This window comes from Corynebacterium sp. HMSC070H05 (assembly GCF_001837615.1).
Lineage (GTDB): Bacteria > Actinomycetota > Actinomycetes > Mycobacteriales > Mycobacteriaceae > Corynebacterium > Corynebacterium coyleae.
Window position 1 is genome coordinate 144,155 of the sequence record NZ_KV833343.1, and the last position, 20,994, is coordinate 165,148.

At 60.6% G+C, this 20,994-nt stretch carries 18 protein-coding genes and 2 tRNA genes; 17 read left to right on the forward strand and 3 right to left on the reverse strand.

All coding sequences use genetic code 11. From position 1 onward, the window contains the following. The gene (locus HMPREF2617_RS10540; RefSeq protein WP_070452319.1) at positions 1-546 is read right to left on the reverse strand and encodes a PH domain-containing protein; all 546 of its coding nucleotides are present in this window, start codon (positions 544-546) and stop codon (positions 1-3) included. Between the two features lie 326 nt (positions 547-872). On the opposite strand from HMPREF2617_RS10540, the gene HMPREF2617_RS10545 reads away from it, so the two are divergent. The 3 genes from HMPREF2617_RS10545 to ilvC are packed head-to-tail and all read left to right on the forward strand — an operon-like array spanning position 873 to position 4,286. After that, positions 873-2,672: an acetolactate synthase large subunit gene (locus tag HMPREF2617_RS10545; protein WP_070484259.1), complete on the forward strand. Its 1,800-nt coding sequence runs from the start codon at positions 873-875 to the stop codon at positions 2,670-2,672. A 2-nt stretch (positions 2,673-2,674) separates the two neighbouring features. Next, positions 2,675-3,193: an acetolactate synthase small subunit gene (ilvN, locus tag HMPREF2617_RS10550; protein WP_070422976.1), complete on the forward strand. Its 519-nt coding sequence runs from the start codon at positions 2,675-2,677 to the stop codon at positions 3,191-3,193. Positions 3,194-3,248: 55 nt separating this feature from the next. Further along, positions 3,249-4,286, forward strand: a complete 1,038-nt coding sequence (ilvC, locus tag HMPREF2617_RS10555) for a ketol-acid reductoisomerase (RefSeq protein ID WP_083279502.1) — start codon at positions 3,249-3,251, stop codon at positions 4,284-4,286. 134 nt (positions 4,287-4,420) lie between these two features. Here the strand turns inward: ilvC and HMPREF2617_RS11950 are convergent, their stop codons facing one another. Beyond that, positions 4,421-4,906: a hypothetical protein gene (locus tag HMPREF2617_RS11950; protein WP_070484248.1), complete on the reverse strand. Its 486-nt coding sequence runs from the start codon at positions 4,904-4,906 to the stop codon at positions 4,421-4,423. Positions 4,907-5,152: 246 nt separating this feature from the next. Here HMPREF2617_RS11950 and HMPREF2617_RS10565 point away from each other — a divergent pair, with 246 nt between their 5' ends. The 8 genes from HMPREF2617_RS10565 (at position 5,153) to HMPREF2617_RS10600 (ending at position 14,650) form a co-directional block, all read left to right on the forward strand. Next, positions 5,153-6,064, forward strand: a complete 912-nt coding sequence (locus tag HMPREF2617_RS10565) for a cation diffusion facilitator family transporter (RefSeq protein WP_070423026.1) — start codon at positions 5,153-5,155, stop codon at positions 6,062-6,064. A gap of 21 nt (positions 6,065-6,085) precedes the next feature. Next, entirely contained in the window at positions 6,086-7,852 is a 1,767-nt protein-coding gene (locus tag HMPREF2617_RS10570) for a DUF262 domain-containing protein (RefSeq protein WP_070840681.1), read from the forward strand. 34 nt (positions 7,853-7,886) lie between these two features. Further along, positions 7,887-8,738 (forward strand): hypothetical protein, encoded by an 852-nt coding sequence (locus tag HMPREF2617_RS10575; protein ID WP_070422972.1) that lies wholly within the window; start codon positions 7,887-7,889, stop codon positions 8,736-8,738. 66 nt (positions 8,739-8,804) lie between these two features. Then, on the forward strand, positions 8,805-9,821 hold the full coding sequence (locus HMPREF2617_RS10580) for a 3-isopropylmalate dehydrogenase (protein ID WP_070569316.1): 1,017 nt from the start codon (positions 8,805-8,807) through the stop codon (positions 9,819-9,821). Positions 9,822-9,831: 10 nt separating this feature from the next. Next, entirely contained in the window at positions 9,832-11,325 is a 1,494-nt protein-coding gene (locus tag HMPREF2617_RS10585; protein WP_070840682.1) for a cell wall-binding repeat 2 family protein, read from the forward strand. 50 nt (positions 11,326-11,375) lie between these two features. Beyond that, the gene (locus HMPREF2617_RS10590; protein WP_070840683.1) at positions 11,376-13,238 is read left to right on the forward strand and encodes a DUF294 nucleotidyltransferase-like domain-containing protein; all 1,863 of its coding nucleotides are present in this window, start codon (positions 11,376-11,378) and stop codon (positions 13,236-13,238) included. 1 nt (position 13,239) lies between these two features. Further along, positions 13,240-13,803, forward strand: a complete 564-nt coding sequence (locus HMPREF2617_RS10595; protein WP_070484230.1) for an exonuclease domain-containing protein — start codon at positions 13,240-13,242, stop codon at positions 13,801-13,803. Positions 13,804-13,858: 55 nt separating this feature from the next. After that, positions 13,859-14,650 carry a fumarylacetoacetate hydrolase family protein gene (locus tag HMPREF2617_RS10600; protein ID WP_083279509.1) on the forward strand — a complete coding sequence of 264 codons (792 nt, stop codon included), beginning with the start codon at positions 13,859-13,861 and terminating at the stop codon, positions 14,648-14,650. 26 nt (positions 14,651-14,676) lie between these two features. On the opposite strand, the gene HMPREF2617_RS10605 is transcribed toward HMPREF2617_RS10600, so the two are convergent. Beyond that, positions 14,677-15,816: an isochorismate synthase gene (locus HMPREF2617_RS10605; protein ID WP_070484227.1), complete on the reverse strand. Its 1,140-nt coding sequence runs from the start codon at positions 15,814-15,816 to the stop codon at positions 14,677-14,679. A 156-nt stretch (positions 15,817-15,972) separates the two neighbouring features. On the opposite strand from HMPREF2617_RS10605, the gene HMPREF2617_RS10610 reads away from it, so the two are divergent. From HMPREF2617_RS10610 to HMPREF2617_RS10635, 6 genes are all read left to right on the forward strand, one after another. Beyond that, positions 15,973-16,977 carry a CE1 family esterase gene (locus HMPREF2617_RS10610; protein WP_083308071.1) on the forward strand — a complete coding sequence of 335 codons (1,005 nt, stop codon included), beginning with the start codon at positions 15,973-15,975 and terminating at the stop codon, positions 16,975-16,977. A gap of 88 nt (positions 16,978-17,065) precedes the next feature. Next, positions 17,066-18,562 (forward strand): glutamate--tRNA ligase, encoded by a 1,497-nt coding sequence (gltX, locus tag HMPREF2617_RS10615; RefSeq protein WP_070484224.1) that lies wholly within the window; start codon positions 17,066-17,068, stop codon positions 18,560-18,562. 177 nt (positions 18,563-18,739) lie between these two features. Beyond that, positions 18,740-18,811 (forward strand) — tRNA-Gln (locus tag HMPREF2617_RS10620). A 30-nt stretch (positions 18,812-18,841) separates the two neighbouring features. Further along, positions 18,842-18,914: transfer RNA gene (locus HMPREF2617_RS10625), tRNA-Glu, on the forward strand. Positions 18,915-19,088: 174 nt separating this feature from the next. After that, positions 19,089-20,258, forward strand: a complete 1,170-nt coding sequence (locus HMPREF2617_RS10630; protein ID WP_070840684.1) for an alpha/beta hydrolase — start codon at positions 19,089-19,091, stop codon at positions 20,256-20,258. Between the two features lie 34 nt (positions 20,259-20,292). After that, a partial coding sequence (locus tag HMPREF2617_RS10635) for an alpha/beta hydrolase-fold protein (RefSeq protein WP_246821738.1) occupies positions 20,293-20,994 on the forward strand: 702 nt, incomplete at its 3' end.

Here is a 20,994-nt window from a genome sequence, read left to right on the forward strand (position 1 = left end):
TTACTCCTTAGGTTCGTTCGCGGACGGGCGAGGTCCCGGCAGATCGGGGTGTTCTGCGAGGTAGGCATCGTATTCCTCGCGGGTAAGCAGGATGCGGTCGCCGTCTTTATCAATGATTTCGTACTTGCCGTCTGCTGCTTGCTCGGCGGATGCAATGACGTCTGTAATTCGTCCTCCGGATGCCTCGGCGAGCGCGGGCAATGAGTTGAACGTTACGCCAGGCAGGGGATACTCGGTGCCGTTTTTTGCAGCGACGCGTGCGGAAGTTCCCTTGAAAGCGATGCCGGCCAGGTCTTCCCAAGGAAGAAAGGCATTTTTGCGAACGAGGTAACGGGTTTTAATTCCTTTGTTATCCACTGTGGTGGAGGAGCAGAGTACCCATGCGAGCCACACAATGGGGATAAGAAGGAGCCAAATGAGATATTTCGGCGCCCACATGATGCCCATGAGTGCGATGCCGGTTGCGAGCACGATGGCGAGGATGTGCTCACGGGTTGGTTTAAACACTTTTTGGGTGGTCGGGGACGTTCCCTGTGTGGCTGTCATACCCCGGCATGCTAGTCATGTTGATGCCGGGGGAAGTAACGGGATGCGCCGGGGTGTCGTCGATACGCGTGATTTCTGTGAATAAAAATGCGCGAGGGGTGGGCTGGCTCACTATTGTCATGTACGTGATCAATCAGCGACTTGTAATTATTGTACCCACGCGGCGCTTGCCGTAGCGGGTTCGTTTTACACGCCGCAGACACAAGCGCCCTCGAGAGCACACCGCTCGCCGGGGGCTTTTATTTTTAGGTAATTCGAACACAAGGAGTGCAACGGTGGCAGGTTCACAACCATCCCCGTCGACGGAGAGCAATGGACCGGAGCGGATGAAAGGCGCGGACGCGGTCGTTCGCAGCCTGGAGGAGCTTGGCACGGAAATTGTGTTCGGCCTTCCGGGTGGCGCGGTGCTTCCGCTTTACGACGCCCTGTATCGGGCAACGAAACTACGCCACGTGTTGGTGCGCCACGAGCAAGGTGCGGGCCATGCAGCAGAGGGATACGCGGTGGCCTCGGGAAGGGTCGGCGTTTGCATTGCTACGTCTGGTCCCGGTGCGACGAACTTGGTAACACCGATCGCGGACGCTTACCTGGACTCGGTGCCGATGGTGGCGATCACGGGCCAGGTTGGCTCGTCGCTTTTGGGTACCGATGCGTTCCAGGAGGCGGACATCCGCGGCATCACGATGCCGATTACAAAGCACAACTTCATGGTGACCGACCCGGAGCAGATCCCGTTCGCGCTTGCGGCGGCGTTTCATATTGCCTCGACCGGCCGTCCAGGCCCAGTGCTCGTGGACATCCCGAAGGATGTGCAGAACGCGGAGATTGAGTTTAAGTGGCCGCCGAAGATCGATTTGGCTGGCTACAAGCCGAACACGAAGCCGCACAACCGTCAGATTGCCCAGGCAGCGAAGCTGATTTCTCAGGCGAAGCGTCCGGTGCTTTACATCGGTGGCGGTGTTGTGAAGGCGAATGCGAACAAGCAGCTGCTCGAGTTTGTTGAGGCGACCGGGATCCCTGTGGCTACGACTTTGATGGCGCTCGGAGCGTTCCCGCAGTCGCACCCGCTGTACCTGGGTATGCCGGGTATGCACGGTTCGGTACCGGCAGTGGGTTCCTTCCAGGAATCCGACTTGCTCATCGCTGTTGGCACGCGTTTCGACGACCGCGTGACCGGCGATACCGATACGTTTGCGCCGCACGCCAAGGTCATTCACGCTGACATCGACCCTGCAGAGGTGGGCAAGATCCGCGCGGTGGACGTTCCAATCGTGGGCGATGCTAAGCGTGTGCTGTCGGAACTGACCGATTACTTTGAGGAATCCGGAAAGGCCAAGGCGCCGTCGATTGAGCCGTGGATTGAGCGTCTGCAGGATCTGAAGCGTCGTTTCCCGCGCGGTTATGACAAGAACGAGGACGGCACGCTCGCTCCGCAGTTTGTGATCGAGACGCTGTCCAAGGCCGCCGGGCCGGACGCAATTTACTGCTCTGGTGTGGGCCAGCACCAGATGTGGTCTGCGCAGTTTGTGGACTTTGAAACGCCGCGCCACTGGATCAACTCTGGTGGTGCTGGCACGATGGGCTTTTCCATTCCGGCTGCGCTCGGTGCGAAGGCAGCGCACCCGGATGCAGAGGTGTGGGCGATCGACGGCGATGGTTGTTTCCAGATGACCAACCAGGAGATCACCACCGCTGCGCTCGAAGGCTTCCCGATCAAGGTTGCGCTGATTAATAACGGCAACCTGGGCATGGTGCGTCAGTGGCAGACGTTGTTCTACGACGGTAATTACTCTCACACGAAGTTGGGTGGGGAAACCTACGTTCCGGACTTTGTGCAGTTGTCGGAGGCGCTCGGCGCGGTTGCGTTCCGGGTGTCGAAGGAAGAAGACGTGCTGCCGACGATCCAACGTGCGCGTGAGATCAACGATCGCCCGGTGGTCATTGAGTTCATCGTGGGCGAGGACGCGCAGGTGTGGCCGATGATCTCTGCGGGCTCGTCGAATAGTGACATTGAGTATGCGCGCGGAATGCGCCCGTTCTTCGATGATGAGGAGTCGGCTGCGGAGTCGCCGCAGGCAATCAGCGAGGCCATCGAGACCGCTGCGGCGGAGCAGGAAGGGAACTAACAATGACACAACCAGATGCAATCACTCGCCACACGCTTTCAGTGCTGGTTGAGGACGTTGACGGAATTATCACCCGTGTTACCGCCCTGTTTACCCGTCGCGGGTACAACCTGGTCTCGCTCGTTTCGGCGAAGACGTCGAAAGAGGGCGTGAACCGGTTGACGGTGGTGGTCGATGCAACGGAGCGTTCTGTCGAGCAGATCGTCAAACAGCTCTACAAGCTGATCCAGGTGCTTAAGGTGCAGCAGCTTGACGACGACACCACGGTCGGCCGCCAGCTGCTGCTGGTCAAGGTCAACGCGGACAATCAAACACGTCCGCAGGTGGTGGACGCTGCCAACCTGTTCCGAGCGCGCGTGATCGATGTTGCGGTGGACTCTGTTGTTATTGAGGCCACCGGTGAGTCACCGAAGTTGAAGGCGTTTTTGGACGTCATGGATACGTTCGGTATCCGCGAGCTTGCCCGATCAGGCACGGTAGCGCTGACGCGTGGCGCTAAAACTTTGGCTCCATTGGACTAAAAACACCCACAAACTGAGGCGGCTGTGTCATAATGTGAAACGCCCGTCTCACAGAATGAAGAAAGAAGCGAGAACTATGGCTATTGAAGTGCTTTACGACCAAGACGCAGACCTGTCCCTGATCCAGGGCAAGAAGGTTGCAATCATCGGCTACGGCTCCCAGGGTCACGCGCACGCTCAGAACCTGCGCGAGTCCGGCGTCGAGGTGGTTGTTGGCCTTCGCGACGGCTCCAAGTCCGCAGAAAAGGCCCGCGAGGCCGGCTTTGATGTGAAGACGAATGCTGAGGCAGCTGCATGGGCTGACGTGATCATGCTGCTCGCCCCGGATACCTCCCAGGCCAAGATCTTCGAAGAGGACATCGAGCCGAACCTGAAGGACGGCGACGCCCTGTTCTTCGGGCATGGTCTGAACATCCATTTCGGCCTGATCAAGCCGGCAGACAACATCACCGTCGGCATGGTTGCCCCGAAGGGTCCGGGCCACCTGGTGCGTCGCACCTTCGCCGACGGCAAGGGTGTGCCTTGCCTGATCGCCGTGGAGCAGGATCCGCAGGGCAACGGCCGTGAGCTTGCGCTGTCCTACGCTGCCGCAATCGGTGGCGCACGCGCTGGCGTTATCCCGACCACCTTCGAGGCCGAGACTGTCACCGACCTGTTCGGTGAGCAGGCAGTGCTCTGTGGTGGCCTCGAGGACCTGATCATGACCGGCTTCGACGTCTTGGTCGAGGCTGGCTACGAGCCGGAGATGGCGTATTTCGAGTGCCTCCACGAGATGAAGCTGATCGTCGACCTGATCTACGAAGGCGGCATTGCCAACATGAACTACTCCGTGTCTGACACGGCAGAGTTTGGCGGTTACCTCTCTGGTCCGCGTGTCATCGACGCCTCGGCGAAGGATCGTATGCGCGACATCCTGAAGGATATCCAGGACGGCACCTTTACCAAGCGCCTCGTCGCCAACGTTGAGGGTGGCAACAAGGAGCTCGAGGGTCTGCGCGACAAGGTTGCACAGCACCCGATTGAGAAGACCGGTGCAGAGCTTCGCGACATGATGAGCTGGGTGAAGAACCCGCTTACCGACACTGCCCGCTAATTCGGCAGGTAAACGTAGCCCTCGGATCAATGTGATTCGAGGGCTTTGTCGTGCTTCTCCCGCACAAGCCCGCACGGCAGAGCAAACCCCGCGCCCGGAGAGTGGGTGCGGGGTAGTCGGATCGCGCCGAATAATTAGTTGGTGGCCGGTGCGTCAGCCGGAGCCTCCTCCTGGGCGCCTTCCGGTGCGATGGAGTCGATGACCTCCTCGACGACGTTTGTCGTCTCGGTCGCGGTAGCGTCGGCCTCGTTGGCGTCAGTGTTGGCGTCCCCAGCGGCGTCCTCGGCCGGTGCGGTTTCGGTAACGGTGCCGTCTTCGACCGTGGTGGTCTCGTTAACAACCTCGGTGGCTGCAGTCGTGGTGGAGGTGTCTACGGTGGCGTCGCCCTCGGTGTCGTCGCCGGTAAACAGGTTCCACAGCAAGGCCAAAAGCAGGAGTGCTGCCAGAATGCCCAGGAGCCACTTCCACCATCCGCCGCCACCGTTATCGTCGTCAGTCACTGCAGTGGAGCCAGCAGCCGGACGCGCCGGTGCGGTGGTCGAAGCCTCAGGGGTAGTGCGCTCGACGCGAACATCCTCGGTCGGGTCGTTCGGGTTTTGATTCGGGTTCGGGGTAGTCATTTGCTAATTCCTTTCGTTATTACTTATCCGCGCCGCTCGGGGCGGATTCATGGTGAACCGCCCGTGACGTGCTCGGATATGCGAACGGTCGCCCACTGTAACAAAGTATGACGATTTGGCTCGGCAGGATTTCGCCCCGGGGAGGCGCGAAGGATTCGTTTCTCCTCGTGAGCGCTGCGGAAAGCATCCCGGCAGCGATTTTCAATAAATTGTCATTAACGTGTTGGTGTTCCTATGGTTGTCGTTATGCACAACCATTCAGATCACGCTCATCATGATCATGCTCATGGCGCACGTGTTGACGCGCCGACGAAGGCGATCGGCGCTGCGCTTGCCGTTACCGCAACGGTCTTTGTTGCGGAGTTGGTCGGAGGTGTGATTTCGGGATCGGTCGCGCTGCTTGCGGATGCGATGCACATGTTGTCGGACGCGGCCGGGCTGATCATTGCGATGGCGGCGGTGCTCGTCGGTAAGCGTGCAGCCACGTCATACGCGACCTACGGCTACCGCCGTGTCGAGGTGCTCGCGGCGATGATTAATGCCGCGACAGTGCTGGCAGTCTCCGTCTGGATTGCAATCGAGGCCTTGCGCAGGCTGCGGGATCCAGCCCCGATTGATACGGGTCCGATGATGATCATCGCCGCGATCGGCCTTGCGGCGAACGCGTTGTCGGCGTGGATTTTGTACTCCCAGCAAAAGGAGTCGATCAACGTACGCGGTGCATACCTCCACGTGTTGGTGGATATGTTCGGGTCTATCGCCGTGCTGGGGGCCGGCGCAATTGTCGCGTTGACCGGCTTTACTGCGGCTGACCCCATTGCGTCGTTGCTGATCGCGGGACTGATTGTTCCTCGTGCGTGGAAACTCATGGCGGAGTCGGTGGGTGTGATGCTGGAGCGTGTGCCCGAAGGGTTTGACGCCGAGGAAGTCGAGGCTGAGTTACGTGCACTGCCTGGGGTGAGGGATTTGCATGACCTGCACTTGTGGTCGCTTGACGGGGTGTCGGTGATTGCAACGGTTCACATTGTGGCGGCGGAAGGAGAAGACCGCGATCAGTTGCTGGATCGGGTTCAGGCGGAGTTGCACAGGCTGGGTGTGGAGCATGCGACAGTGCAAATTGAGCTGCCAGAGCACATCGAGCACGAGACGGTGTGCTGATTCTGTCCTACGCTAAGGCATATGGGCTTTACTACGCCGAGCTATTCGCTCAAGGATCTATTTTCCCGCGCTGAGCGCGGCGAGCTGCAGCTGCCTGATTTTCAGCGCTCATACCTGTGGGACGTGGATCGGGTGCGCACGTTGGTCACCTCCGTGCTGCGTGGCTACCCGGTCGGTTCTTTCCTCGCGCTCGATACTCGCAACGCGGAGCAGCGTTTTAAACCACGCCCGCTTGAGGGGGTGAATGTTGCTGGAGTGGAACCGGGCCTGTTGCTTCTCGACGGCCAACAGCGCCTCACGTCGCTCTTTCACGCATTTAAGGGTGATGGGGAGGTGAGCACGGTGGACTATCTTGGGCGACCGATTTCCCGGAAGTTCATGGTGGACGTACGAGCGGCGGTGGCACACACGCCGATGCCGGTGGAAGCCGTGTTTGCTGTCGATGGGGAAGGGAATGTCCGATCCCACTTTGGGCCGGACATTCCAGGTGGCATCCGAAATCGCGATGACATGATCGAGCACGCTGTGATGTCGGTTTCGATGTTGCTCTGGAAAGAGGGCAACGATCTCCTCGTCGATATGGCGGCACATGCACAACACGACGAGGTGCGTACTGCCGTGAAGCGATTTATCAATGCGGTGATGCGTGAGCTGCCTGCGTACGACATTCCAATGATCCGCCTGGACCGCGATACTGCACAAGAGGGAGTGGGGCAGATCTTCGCGTTTGCTAACTCAGCAGGTGTGCAGATGGATGTGTTCGAGCTCCTTACCGCGACATATGCAACCCAAGACCCGACGTTCGACTTGGCTAGCCACTGGGAAGAACTCGCAGCCCAGTTTGATTGCTATGACGTGCTCAAGGGCATCGGCCGTGTGGAATTCCTGCGTGCACTGTCACTGTTGCTGACCAGTCGGCAGGGGCCTGCTTTGGGCCACCGTGGTGACATCCTCAACATCACGATCGAGGATTACCGTGCACACGCCGATGAGATGGCCCGCGGGTTCGTTGCGGTCGCCCAGTTCCTGCAAGAGCGACGTATCGTCGCTGCGGATCAAGTCCCTTACCCTGCGCAACTCATCCCGCTCGCGGTTATGCTTGCGCGCCTGGCCGAACGTCCCGAACTTGCAGGAAAGAAGGAAGTCGGTGACAGGCTCAACCGTTGGTTCTGGTGCGGCGTGTTCGGTGAGCTTTATGCCGCGCACGCGCCGACAATCCGCATCGGCGTAGACGTCTCTGAAGTCATCCCGTGGGTCTGCGGAGAGACCGACGCCGAGCCACGTACGGTCGCCGATGCACGTTTCCACGAATCCCGTCTCTATACCGCAACCGCGGACAGTGGGATCTACCGTGGGCTGTATTCGTTACTGATGGCACGCGGCGCGCGTGACTGGCGCACTGGAGAGCACTTCGACAAATCCACAGTGGCCGAACTGAAACCTCGCTTCGGCCAGATCTTCCCGTGGGAGTACCTGCGCGAATTCGGTGTCGACGAGCAGCTGGCCGACAGCGTGCTCAACCGCACGCCGATGGGCCGTCGTACCGAGGTCGTCATTGAGCAAAACGAGCCGAAACGCTACCTGCCCAGGCTGCAGTCCAAGTCGCTGCTTGACGACGATGACTTTGACGCCCTGCTCGAAAGCCACGAAGTCGACCCAGAAGCACTGCTGACATCTAACTGGGAGCGATTTATCGCTGATCGTCGTGAACGGTTCATCGGCATGATTGAATACGCGATGGACCGCAACGTTCTCAGCGACGAAGGATTGTGCGACGACGCAGAATAGGAACAGCACAGGGGAGAGACACGAAGGAGGACCGGTGAAGCATTCCGGGTACGCATCGCTTGCCGTGCTATCGGCGGGCGTACTGCTCGCCGCATGCACTCCGGATGTCCAACTTGGCCCTTACGATCGCGCCCGTAGCGTCAACGTCGCAGGGCATGTCTCCAAAACGTTTGAGCCTCACCCGGTGGTGCTCGACGACCCACTTGGCATGGAAACCGCGAAGTTGTTCTTCCCGCGCTCCGAAACGCTCGTGCTTTCCGACGACACCCCGGAGGCGCAACTTCGCGCAGCCTCCATCGCAGTGACCGCACATGCCCCGATGATGGTCTACGACGGAGCACGCCACGCCGAATACGTCTCCATGATCGCCGACATGCACACGGTGACCGTCTTAACTGTCGGTGATGTCGCTATGGCTCCCGCATCTGGTGCAGTACGTATCCGACGCGACCCCGGTGGGATGCGCGCGCTCGGCGAGATGACTTCGCTGCGCTTCGTTGAACGCACTATCGATGACCCTGCTGACAGTGCCCGCGCAGTCGCCGAACTCAACGGTAGCGATCCCACTTGGCTACGTGCTACCTGGGCAGATCCCGTGGCTAAACCCGGCGCCCAAGCGCAACCGTTTCCCGTCCAATCGCGCCGGGATGCGCATATGTCGCCGAAGGTGGTGGCCACGTGGCAGTCGTCGATACCCGCGATTGCGAATGCGAGGAGTTACGGTGCCGCGGTGGAGATCGTGCCGCTGCCGGATCCGCGGAAAGCGGAAGCGACGTTGTTCGCCATGGCGGGGCTTTCTGATAAGTCGCTTATTGCGCTGGGGGCGCAATTCGGCTCGAGTGAGGAGTTGGCGTTTCGTATCCGTCAGTCGGAGCGGAATCGTTAAACCCAAGCGCTAAGGAGTGCTAATGTGGGCGCCAGAGTCTACACAGTGAGAAAGGTGTCCCAGAATATGAAAATCGCGGTGATTGCTGGCGACGGTATCGGCCAAGAAGTTATGGCGGAGGGGCTCAAGGTCCTCAATGCTGTGCGCGATGACGTCGAGACCACCGAATATGACCTCGGAGCGCGCCGCTACCTGCGCAACGGCGAGCTGCTGACGGACGAGGACTTGGAAAGCCTCGCCGAACACGATGCGATTCTGCTCGGCGCGATCGGCGACCCGGCGCGCGTGCCTGCGGGTGTGCTCGAGCGCGGCCTGCTGCTGCCGCTGCGTTTCAAGTTGGACCATTACGTCAATCTGCGGCCGTCGAAGCTCTACCCATCGTCGACGAGCCCGCTCGCAAACCCTGGTGAGATCGACTTTGTTGTGGTCCGTGAAGGTACCGAGGGGCTCTATGCTGGTAACGGCGGTACCTTGCGTCAGGGCACCCCGCACGAAGTTGCTTCCGAGGTTTCTCAGAACACGTATTTCGGCGCTGAGCGTGTTGCTCGGTACGCGTTTGAGTTGGCAATGACGCGCCGCAAGAAGGTCACGCTCGTGCACAAGACCAACGTGCTGGTCAACGCAGGTGGCTTGTGGCAGCGCGTGGTCGACGAGTTGTCGCAGGAGTTCCCGGAGGTCGAGGTGGACTACAACCACATCGATGCTGCAACGATTTACATGGTGCAGGACCCGTCGCGCTACGACGTGATTGTCACCGACAACCTTTTCGGCGACATCCTGACTGACCTGGCAGGTGCGGTTGCGGGCGGTGTGGGGCTGGCGTGCTCCGGCAACATCAATGCTGCACGTGAGTTCCCATCCATGTTCGAACCGGTGCACGGCTCTGCACCGGATATCGCGGGCCAGGGGATTGCTGATCCCACGGCAATGATTCTGTCTGTGGCGATGATGCTGCGCTTCCTTGGCGACGACACCAACGCCGCCCGCATCGAAGAAGCAGTCGAGCGCGACGTGACCCAACGTGGAGACACGCCGGTGCGTACCACCGAGGTAGGTGAGCGCATCGTCGACGCCCTCGCGTAGGGTCGAGCGCATGGTTTCTTCCCGGAAGATCACACGTGCGTCCCTTGCCATTTTCTGTGTTTCTGCGCTTGCCCTGACTGGCTGCGGCGCAGGCGACGGAGGACTCGGTGGGGGCTCTCAGTCCGATGCTGGCGCCAAGAACGCCCTTGCTACCGATGGTGACGAGGTGGTTCAGGACGCCGACGGCACGGGTGTGGAAGTCTCGCAGCGCTTCTTCGAGTCGTCGGACACGGTGGTGGTCTCCGCGAAGGATCGCGATCAGCAGCTTCGGGCTGCCGCGATTGCAGTGGAACTAGGTGCGCCGCTTCTGGTGCGCCTCGATGGCACCGACGCCGTGATTGATGCTGAGGTTGAACGCCTTGGCGCGTCCCGGGTAATTGAGGTTCCGGGCGATGACGACGCGGTAGCAGCGACTGAACCGGTCGTAGCCGAGCGTGCCGAAGAAGATGTGGCGGCGATTGCGGCACTCGAGGCAAAGAACCCGCGTGGCTTGCAGATGCCGCCAGTGTTTGCCACGGCGGTCTCCTCGCGTGCGTCGGTGGCCACAGCTCGCGCAGCAGGTGCGGATGTGCAGGTGTTGGCGGCTGCGGACCCGCGGGCGTCGTCGCAAAGCATGCGCGATGTTATGGAACAGGACGTGCTCGCGCTTGGCCGCCAGTGGGGCTCGAACGAGAACTTCCGTGCGCGTGCAGCACTCGCCGCCAATGGTGAACTGCCTGGTGGCGGCGGACTGGTGTTCCCAGGCCGGCGCATGATTGCGCTCTACGGCCATCCGTACGGCCCAGAGCTCGGAGTGATGGGGGAGCAGGACCCTGCCGCAGCAGTTGAACTGGCGAAGCAATACGCCTCCTGGTACGAGCCGCTGGAGGATCAGCCGATCATTCCTGCCTTCGAGGTCATTGCGTCGGTGGCATCGGAGTTCCCGGGCGATGACGGTAACTACTCCAACGAGACGCCGATGGAAGATATCGCCCCGTATGTGGATGCCATCGTGGACGCAGGTGGTTACGCCGTAATCGACCTGCAGCCGGGCCAAGGCAACTTCTTGGAGCAGGCGAAGATCTACGAGGAGCTGCTCAAGCAGCCGAACGTTGGCTTGGCACTTGATGCGGAATGGAAGCTAAACCCTGGTGAGCAGCCGCTTTCGCGTATCGGTAGCGCAACCGCAGCCGAAATCAATGAGGTCGCCGACTGGCTTGCAGCGCTTGTCCGCGACAACAACCTGCCACAGAAGGCATTGATTCTGCACCAGTTCCAGGTCGGGATGTACCCGGACCGCGAAAACATTGTCACCGGGCAGCCGGAACTTGCATGGGTCCTTCACGCGGACGGTCATGGGCTGCCGGAGCAGAAGTTCGACACGTGGAACATCCTGCGTCAGGGGTTGGACCCGAATTACTTCATGGCGTGGAAGAACTTTATCGACGAGGACTCTCCTATGTTTACTCCGGAGCAGACCTATGCCGACGTGAATCCTCGCCCGTGGTTTGTGAGCTACCAGTAGTTTTCCAAAAATTCGCCGTGTGGGGGTCGTGCTCACGCTAGGCTTCGGGCATGAGCGTGGAATTGGACGAGGTCTACGGCTTCCTGGCCCAGCACGAGCCGTTTTCAAGCCTCCCTGAAGAGAAGATCCGGGCCCTGCCCGCACAGATGGGGATCACCTATGTGCGCCGCGGTCAAGTCGTTGTGGATCTCGGCCAGCCCAACGACACGCTGTACATCATTCGCTCGGGTGCGGTTGACATCGTCAGCGATGACAACTTGCTGCTGGACCGTCGCGATACAGGCCTGAACTTCGGCTACTCCACGCTGGTAGGTCCGCGTGAATCGCAGTATGTGATGGAAGCGGTGGAAGACAGCGTGTTGCTCATGCTGCCGCGCGAGGTGTTCACAGGCCTGCTCGATGCGCATCCTGAGCTGCACAGGTTCTTTGAATCGGCGTCTCGTCGTCTCAAAGTGGCAGCGGAAGAGGTGCGTGATGGGGGGACGGCGAGTGTGCTGCGTACGCCCATTGCGCATATTGTCGACGGCCGCCCTGCCGTCACCTGTGACGCAACTGCACCAATCGCGCACGCTGCCGGTGTGATGAACGAGCACGATGCGAGTTGCCTCGTCGTCGTCGGAGGTGAGCAGATCGGCATCCTCACAGACAAGGACATGCGTTCTCGCGTTGTCGCAGCGCAAGTGGACCCGTCACGGCCTATTGCACATGTGATGTCCTCACCAGTGCGCACCATCCCGGAAACAGCGTTGGTGTTCGAGGCGATGCTCGCGATGAGCGAGTTGGGGATCCACCACCTGCCGGTTGAAGGCGCCGGAGGTGTGTGCGGTGTGCTGACCTCATTTGACATCATGCGCCTGCTGCAAGCAGACCCGATCTACTTGGCAGCAGATGTGCAGCAGAGTACGTACGAGGAGCTCGAGGGAGCCTACGATGCCGCGGCAAACGTGGCTGTGCGGTTCTTTGAGCGAGGCGCGTCCGCTGCTGAGACACAGCGCCTGCTGACATCGATTGCGGATTCCATCGCTCGCCGTCTAGGCGAGCTAGCGGAGGAGCAGCTGGGGCCAGCACCGGTGCCGTACGCCTTTGTCGCGGTAGGCAGTCAGGCTCGCGCGGAGATGGGGCCAGCCTCCGACCAAGACAACGCGTTGGTCCTCGCGGACAGTTACGACGAAGAAACACATGGGGAGTACTTCATCGCGCTGACACAGTTTGTCTGCGAGGGTCTCGCGCATGCAGGTCAGGCGTTATGCCCGGGGGAGATGATGGCGTCGAACCCAAAGTGGCGCATGACGCAGTCGCAGTGGTCGCGCATGTTCCACACTTGGGTCACTGCACCTGATCCGAACGCGTTGCTGCACGCGCAGGTATTTTTCGATTTCCGCGCGATCTTCGGCTCAGGCGAGGGGTGGCGCTCGCTGGCTGATGAGGTGCATGAGGCGGCGTTGTCGTCGGCGCGCGGGTCGCGCCGTCTACATACACACTTGGCAGCTCTGGCTACGTTCCGAGAGCCTCCAGTGGGCTTTTTCCGTGGCTTCGTGCTTGAGCGCGACGGCGAGTATGCGAACACGCTAGACATCAAACGCGGTGGTACTGCCGCTGTGGTGCAGATGGCTCGGTTGTACTCCATCGTGGCCGGTGTCAGTGCGGTGGATACGCCTACACGCCTGCGTGCCTCTGCCGGCGAGGCGGTATCGACGAAGGGAGCGTCGGATCTGGCAGACGCTTACGAGTACCTTTCGGACCTTGTCATGAAACACCAGTCGCAGCAGGTGCGCGCCGGGGAGGAGCCGAACTACCGCATTGATCCGAAGCAGTTGCAATCCCTGGATCGGGCCGCGTTGCGCGATGCGTTCGGTGTGATCAAGTCGCTGCAGAACGCGCTGGCGTCGAAGTACCCGACGCGGGCGGTGTGAGATGTTCTTTCGACCGAAAGCGCGGGTGCTTAACGACGACGCCCTGCTGGCCGTCGACGTCGAAACCACCGGACTCAAGCCGGAGAAGCATGAGATGGTCTCCATCGGTTGGGTTCCCGTCGACGGCCGTGTGATCGATCTATCACAGGCACAGTACTTCGTTCTCGCAGGTGCCCAAGTTGGCGATACTGTGACGCTTCACGGGGTGACTGACGATGATATTGCGAACAAAGGCGTCGTCGCTGCCGAAGTACTCGACGCGTTTGATCGTGCCCTTGAAGGACGCAAGTTGTTGGCCCATTTTGCGCAGATGGAGCTAGGTTTCGTCGCAAAGCTGCAAAAAGATGTCAAGGGCAAGCGATGGGGCCTGCGCGAGAGCGAGGTAGTGGATACCTTCGCGATGGAGCGGCGACACATGGAGCGCATGGGTACGTATCCGCGCGGCGAGGACCTCAGGCTTGCGCGCGTGCGACAGCGCTACAATTTGCCCGACTACGCGAACCACAACGCGCTTACCGACGCGATCGCGTGCGCGGAGTTGTACCTGGCGCTGAGCGCGCAGTAGACGTCAGTGAATCCCAAATGCGCCACAATGACAGTGGGGTTGTATGCTCGATCACATGCGTTTTGGACGAATTGCAACACCTGAAGGAATGACGTTCGCCGTTATCGACGATGCGGGAACGACCGCAAAGGCGATCAAGGGCACGCCGTTTAGTGCGCCGGAGTACACCGGCAAAGAATACGACCTTGACCAGGTGAGGTTGCTTGCACCGACGCTACCGTCGAAGATCGTCGCTGTGGGACGCAACTACGCGGACCACGTAGCTGAGGTGTTCAAGCAATCCGCCGAGCACCTGCCGCCGACAATCTTTATCAAGCCGTCGACCGCCGTGATTGGCCCTGGTGCCGCTATTAAGATCCCGGAGTTCGCCACAGGCGTCGAGTTTGAGGGCGAGCTGGCGCTCGTCGTTGGCGTTCCATGCAAAAACGTCAAGGCTGAGGACTGGAAGTCTGTGATCCGTGGCGTGACCATCATCAACGATGTCTCCTCGCGTGACCTCCAGTTCGCGGACGGTCAGTGGGCGCGCGCCAAGGGCATGGACACCTTCGGTCCGCTCGGTCCTTGGATTGAGACGGACCTGGATAAGTTCGACTTTGCCAACCTGCCGATCAAGGCGCACCACACCCACGACGGTAAAACGGAGACCAAGCAGGACTCCAACTCGAACCAGATGATCAAGTCGGTTGGAGAGATGGTGGAGTGGGTCTCCCAGTCCTTTACTCTGCTGCCGGGCGATGTCATTGCAACCGGTTCGCCGGCGGGTACCGCAGAGATGGTTCCGGGCGACTACATCGAGGTTGAGATCCCAGGTATCGGCAAACTGGGCAACCCCGTCGAGCGCGCCTAGAACGCAGGCTCGCTTTTGGGCCGTGTTTACAGGCCCAGCGCGCGCATGATCGTGCGCAGTTTGGCTGAAGTCTCGTCGAGTTCGGCCTGTGGGTCGGAGTCTGCGGTGAGCCCGCCACCGGCCCAGGCGCGGGCGTGTGTGCCGTCGCCGTTGACCTCCGCACAACGGATGGCAACCATGTATTCGCCATCACCTGCGGCATCGGTATATCCGACCGCGCCGGCGTAGAAACCGCGATCCGATTCGGCGGTGGTAATCAGGGCTTCTGCGGCGGCGGGTGGGGTGCCGCACACAGCAGGGGTGGGGTAGAGACGCATTGCCAGATCCAGCGCTGTTGGTGCCGGTTCCTTCAACGTGCCGCTAATCGGTGTGGCAAGGTGCCACATCTCGCTGGTCTTTTCTAGGATTGGGCGCTCTGAAATCTGCAGGTCAGAGCAAAGTGGCTCGAGGACCTCGCGGATGTGCTCGACAACGAAGCGGTGTTCGTCGAAATCCTTTTGCGACGACGCCAGTGCCTCCGCTGCGGCGCGGTCCGCCGCCGGATCGTGCGGTACACGTGCTGCCGAACCTGCAAGGGGATAGGAGGTCACCTTGTTGCCACGGCGGCGCACCAGGACTTCGGGGGAGGAGCCGACTAGGAAATGTCCCGTGCGGCCAGATGGGGTGAGGTCCGCGATGAAACCGTCGTGCGTGTAGGACAGATCGATCAGCCTGGCCGCGACGAGGCGTGGATCAACGGGCGGGTCGAAGGCGATGTCTACCGCACGGGCAAGCACAACCTTGTCCAACAGGGAGTTGCGGATAGTACCCACTGCGGCCTCAACGCGTCGAAGATGTTCCTCGGGGGAAGGGTCGACGTCGATAAGCGTTGCGTGAAGGCGAGAACCTGCGCCAATCCGGTAATACGGGTGCGGCTCTAGCGGGCCTGGCTCCCGAATGATGTGCTCTGGCACAGTGAGCGCCGCTGGGCAGTCCTGGTCAAAGGGGAGCGCACCTACAACCATTTCCACCTCGCCGCGCTCTAGCGCGTTGTTCGCTTCCCAGGCGTCGCTAAACGTGCGGGTGGCGCCTTGAGTGCGGACCGATCCTTCTGCGCGCGAAAGGAGAAAATCGGGCGCAGTGTCGGGGCGGCCGGATGGAGGGCCGGCAAGCGGGTTGACGGACATGGGCAAACACTCTAACCGGCGGCGTGCAAAAAGGTGCGGTCGGATCAGTTGCTTCGGATATACCCCAGATTTATTGTTGCCTGTGTGAAAAATGGTAACAATGTGGCAGTTGGTGTGAAACGGGTTGGGCGGATCCGTAAAGCACTGGCAGGAAGCGTGGCAACGCTCATGATCGCCGCTGGGGTGGTCACTCCTGTCCCTGCACAGGCGCAAGACTTGTCTTCGCAGGCGAATCAGGCAGTTACAAACGCGGTCAACCAGGCAAATGCTGAGTGGAACAAGTTTGTCCAGATGGCCAACGACTCCCTGCCGCAAGGCTCATCGTTGCCGATCAACCCAGTTCCCGCCCCGCAAATTCCCGCGCCGAATCTCCCCGGTGCGTGGGCGCCCCAAGCGCCGGCGCCGGTGGCAAACGGGGCCAACGGCGAGGTCCGTGTAGCGGGACGTAGCTACCTCGTCTGGGTGCCGCGAGGGTACAACCCTGCACGTCCCACCCCAGTCATGGTGGGGTACTCCGCTTACCAGGACTCCACGGAGAATTTTCGTAACTATTCACGCCTGCGTGAATCATCTGTCGGCCGCGACGCGATCATCGTTTACCCGCGCGCGATCGGAGCATCGTGGGAGGGATCCGCAACCGCAGCGACACGTCCAGGCCAAGACATCGCCTTTGTCCGCGCAATGATCAACGACGTCCAGCGCTACTACAACATCGATCGACGCCGGATCTACGCCACCGGCATGTCCACCGGTGGCGGCATGGCCGCAGTCTCCGCCTGCCACATGGCGGACTTGTTTGCTGGCGTTGCTGGCGTGTCCGGCGCGTACTACGCCCCGGTGAACCGTGGCTGCCAGAACCTGCCGGTCGCGTTCATGGCCATTCACGGCACCAACGACACACTCACCCCGTACCACGGCACTACTCGACGAGGCCAGCAAGTGCTGCCGGTGCCGGAGCTGTTTAAATCCTACGAGCGCCGCAACGGGTGCTTCGGGGGAGTTGATTCGCGCCCGGCAGGCAACAATGCGACTCGGGTGTCGTCGCGAAACTGCCGCAAGGGCGTGGAAGTGATCAAGGTGCATGGCTCGAACCACTTCTGGTGGTACTCGCCGTCTGCAGCAGACGAAATGTGGCGCTTCCTCATGCGCAACCCGAAGTAACGCGATATGTTGCTGGATCCTGGGCGGTGAGCGCCGGGGCGGTTGGGCGTCGACAAGCGCAATGCATATGGCGCGCTACGATTGCCCCATGACTGAAAACCCCAATATGCGCGTTCGCTTTTGCCCGTCGCCGACCGGAACCCCACACGTGGGCATGGTCCGCACCGCCCTGTTCAACTGGGCGCAAGCCAAGCACTCCGGAGGCAAGTTCGTGTTCCGTATCGAGGACACGGATGCCGCCCGCGACTCCGAAGAGAGCTACCAGGCGATTATTGAGTCGCTCGAGTGGCTCGGCCTCGGCTGGGATGAAGGCATCAACGTCGGTGGCCCGCACGAGCCGTACCGTCAGTCGCAGCGCTCTGACATCTACGCCGATGTGCTGAACAAGCTCATCGAGGCCGGCGAGGTCTACCCGGCGTACTCCACCAACGAAGAGGTCCAGGAGCGTCACAAGGCCGCAGGCCGCGACCCGCAGCTGGGCTACGACAACTTTGACCGTGACCTCACCCAGGAACAGATTGACGCCTTTGAGGCCGAAGGCCGCAAGCCGGTCTGGCGCCTTCGCATGCCGGACCAGGATTGGACCTGGAACGACCTTGTGCGCGGTGAGGTCACCTTCAAGTCCGAAACCCAGCCAGACTACGTTGTCGCCCGCTCCAACGGCGCGCCGCTGTACACGCTGGTCAACCCTGTCGACGACGCGCTCATGGGTATTACCCACGTCCTGCGCGGTGAGGACCTGCTGTCCTCCACGCCACGTCAGCTCGCGCTTTACGAGGCGCTGAAGCGTATCGGTATTACGGATTTCACCCCCGAGTTCGGCCACCTGCCGTTCGTGATGGGCCAGGGCAACAAGAAGCTTTCCAAGCGTGACCCGGAATCCAACCTGTTTAACCACCGCGACAACGGCATCATCCCAGAAGGCATGATCAACTACCTCGCGCTGCTGGGCTGGTCGCTTTCTGCGGATCAGGACATCTTCTCTGTCGACGAGTTTGTCAAGGCCTTCGACGTCTCGGACGTGCTGGGTAACCCGGCCCGCTTCGACCAGAAGAAGCTTGAAGCAATCAACGCCGACCACATTCGCCTGCTTGAGCCGGAAGACTTCCGAAACCGCCTGCGCGAGTACTTCACCGAGTACACCGACTTCCCAGCGGATTACCCGGAAGACAAGTTCACCATTGCGGCGGATCTCGTGCAGACCCGTATCAAGGTGCTCTCCGATGCGTACGACCTGCTGAAGTTCCTTGTCATCGCGGACGATGACTTGGTGCTGGACGAGAAGAGCGCAAAGAAGAACCTCAAGGACACCGCCGTCGAGCCTTTGGATGCCGGTATTGCAGCGCTTGAGGCGATCGGTGAGGGGGAGTGGACCACCGAGAACATCGAAGCAGCGCTGAACAAGGCGCTGATCGAGGACCTCGAGCTCAAGCCGCGTGTCGCATTCGGCGCCCTGCGCGTGGGCACCACTGGTGCCGCGGTGTCCCCGCCGCTGTTCGAGTCCATGGACCTGCTTGGCCGTGAGTCCACGCTGAAGCGTCTCAAGGCTGCCCGCGCCGTTACGCCGTACCAGGCTGCGGAGTAGGAGCGCGACGGAGTAGGAACTACAACGCTGTTGTTTTCGTACGTTTAGGCCACCGCGTTTCTATGCGGTGGCCTGCGGATTTGGTACACATAGCGATTCATGGTTATAGTACTCCATGTTGTTCAGGCAGACAGCGCGGAACGGAAACGGAAAGCGCAGGTCAGAACTGAAAAACAATGGCCTATGGTGTAATTGGCAACACTACGGTTTCTGGTACCGTCATTCTAGGTTCGAGTCCTGGTAGGCCAGCTGCAGAGCAATTACGTTCTGTGTCCTAATGCCCCGTTCGTCTAGCGGCCTAGGACGTCGCCCTCTCACGGCGGTAACACGGGTTCAAATCCCGTACGGGGTACAAGAAGAAAACCTCCGATCTGGTTCGCCAGGTCGGAGGTTTTCGCGTTCGAGCCTTCCCGGCAGGTACCTTGTGTCTATGTTGTGGTTGTTGCCGTCGTTTCTAAGTGGCAGAGCGCGTCAAACTGGCTCAAGCGTGATCGACGCGCTCAGCGTCCCAATGGCGGCGTCTAGCTTGTTTTCCACGATTCCGTTGCTTGCGGTGCCGGCACTGTTTCTCACGACGCTCGGCGGGGGAGTATTCGGCTCGTCCATGTACGAAGGCTCCAGCGTCGGCGGCTCATCCGGAGGGTTCAGTTCGTACCAGCTGAGCGATACGTTCCCAGACCCGGACGCGCGTCCGGCCGAGTTGAAGTCCCTAACGCACATCGAAAACGACGTCTACGAGGTCGTCGTCTATTCGCACGCCATGGGCAAAGAAGTGAAAAACGAGGTGATTCTTCCCGGCGGTCCTGACAACGACACCCCGCGCCCGACCTTCTACCTTCTTATGGGGGCCGACGGTGCCGCGAACGGATGGTCGTGGCGTAATTCTTCGGACTACCAGGAGTTTTTCCAGGACAAGTTGGTCAACGTGGTTACACCGATTGGGTCGGTGTCCTCGATGCAGGCTGACTGGTATCGCGAAGATAAAGCAACAGGGCGAAACAAGTGGCTGACATACCTGACCAAAGAGCTGCCGCCGCTTATCGACGAGCACTTCCACGGCACCGGCCACGACGCCATCGCCGGCATTTCCATGTCCGGAGGGCCGGCGCTGAACATCGCGTCCATCGCGCCGGAGCGCTTTGCCGCCGCGGCCTCCTACTCGGGGTGCCCGGCCACAACCGGGATGCTGGGGGACACCTACGTGCGTGAAGCGCTGAAGATGAATGGCGCTGATCCGAAGAAGATGTGGGGCATGTCGAGCGACCCGGCCTGGCGGGCGCATTCGCCGGTGTTGAACCTGGATGCATTGCGGGACACTGCGCTGTTTATCGCCGCTGCCCAGGGGGTACCTGGCGCGATCGATGCGTCGAAGACATCATCGGAGCGCATTGGCCCGCCTGTGACCATTGAGGCGGCATCCTATGCGTGCTCTGCCTATTTCGCCGACAAAGCCAAGCGGGCAGGCTTGGATGTGGAGTGGTACCCACAGGTGGAGGGCACACATAGTTGGGGGCTTTTTGAAAAGTCCATGCGTGAGAGCTGGCGCGTTATCGGTCCGGCGTTGAATGTGGAGCCGTTTGAGCGCGAAACACCGGTGACAAAGTCGCCGCTGCCAAGCGAAGCGCCACAACCTTTGGGGCAGCGCGGCTCGTCAGGCTCGTCAGGCTCGTCAGAATCGTCAGGGTCGAGTTCGTGACAGCTGTTGGGCTACAGTTTGGCGTGTGAAACCAATGATTCGTCGCGGTGTGGCCCTGTGTGCAGCCACTACGTCAGTGAGCTTGCTCGTCGCCACGCCAGCACCGGCGGTGGAATCACGTGAGAGCCTTGGGCTCGTCGAAAAGCAAGAAGCACCTGGATGGACGGGATCATCGCTGATCAACGGCTTCCGTCAGATTGGGCCGGATACTCCGCCGCTAGCAATACCGATCATCCTGATCGGCGCGATGATGAGCGGTATTTTCGGCCACCTGCTGTTCGGACGCTTTGTGTTCGAGGGCAGCTCCCGGGCGGCACAGTCACTTGGCTCGAGCACGGTGGTGGACCAAACGTTCCCGGATCCGGACGCGCCGCCTGCGCAGTTCCGCAAACTGGAGCACTTGCAGGACAACGTGTGGGTGCTCACGGTCTACTCGCCATCGATGCGCCGCGAGATTGAAAACGAAATCATCTTGCCGGAAGGCGGGCCTGAGAACACCGATCCGCGCCCGACGTTCTACCTTCTGGGCGGCGCAGGTGGTGGAATGGTGACCCCGTGGTGGAAAGATGGTCGCGCTTCTGAGTTCTTCGCAGACAAGCACATCAATGTGGTCACTCCGCGCGGCTCTATCGGCTCGCAGCAGGCCGACTGGGCTGGAACGCACGACAAGCACGGCAGTTACAAGTGGACGACGTATCTGACCAAGGAGCTGCCGCCGCTTATCGACGAGCACTTC

What these genes read in the sequence shown, in the direction of transcription:
- HMPREF2617_RS10540 (WP_070452319.1), bottom strand. Translation starts at nt 546, where the DNA reads ATGACAGCCACACAGGGAACGTCCCCGACCACCCAAAAAGTGTTTAAA.
- HMPREF2617_RS10545 (WP_070484259.1), top strand. Translation starts at nt 873, where the DNA reads ATGAAAGGCGCGGACGCGGTCGTTCGCAGCCTGGAGGAGCTTGGCACG.
- ilvN (WP_070422976.1), top strand. Translation starts at nt 2,675, where the DNA reads ATGACACAACCAGATGCAATCACTCGCCACACGCTTTCAGTGCTGGTT.
- ilvC (WP_083279502.1), top strand. Translation starts at nt 3,249, where the DNA reads ATGAAGAAAGAAGCGAGAACTATGGCTATTGAAGTGCTTTACGACCAA.
- HMPREF2617_RS11950 (WP_070484248.1), bottom strand. Translation starts at nt 4,906, where the DNA reads ATGACTACCCCGAACCCGAATCAAAACCCGAACGACCCGACCGAGGAT.
- HMPREF2617_RS10565 (WP_070423026.1), top strand. Translation starts at nt 5,153, where the DNA reads ATGCACAACCATTCAGATCACGCTCATCATGATCATGCTCATGGCGCA.
- HMPREF2617_RS10570 (WP_070840681.1), top strand. Translation starts at nt 6,086, where the DNA reads ATGGGCTTTACTACGCCGAGCTATTCGCTCAAGGATCTATTTTCCCGC.
- HMPREF2617_RS10580 (WP_070569316.1), top strand. Translation starts at nt 8,805, where the DNA reads ATGAAAATCGCGGTGATTGCTGGCGACGGTATCGGCCAAGAAGTTATG.
- HMPREF2617_RS10585 (WP_070840682.1), top strand. Translation starts at nt 9,832, where the DNA reads ATGGTTTCTTCCCGGAAGATCACACGTGCGTCCCTTGCCATTTTCTGT.
- HMPREF2617_RS10590 (WP_070840683.1), top strand. Translation starts at nt 11,376, where the DNA reads ATGAGCGTGGAATTGGACGAGGTCTACGGCTTCCTGGCCCAGCACGAG.
- HMPREF2617_RS10595 (WP_070484230.1), top strand. Translation starts at nt 13,240, where the DNA reads ATGTTCTTTCGACCGAAAGCGCGGGTGCTTAACGACGACGCCCTGCTG.
- HMPREF2617_RS10600 (WP_083279509.1), top strand. Translation starts at nt 13,859, where the DNA reads ATGCGTTTTGGACGAATTGCAACACCTGAAGGAATGACGTTCGCCGTT.
- HMPREF2617_RS10605 (WP_070484227.1), bottom strand. Translation starts at nt 15,816, where the DNA reads ATGTCCGTCAACCCGCTTGCCGGCCCTCCATCCGGCCGCCCCGACACT.
- gltX (WP_070484224.1), top strand. Translation starts at nt 17,066, where the DNA reads ATGACTGAAAACCCCAATATGCGCGTTCGCTTTTGCCCGTCGCCGACC.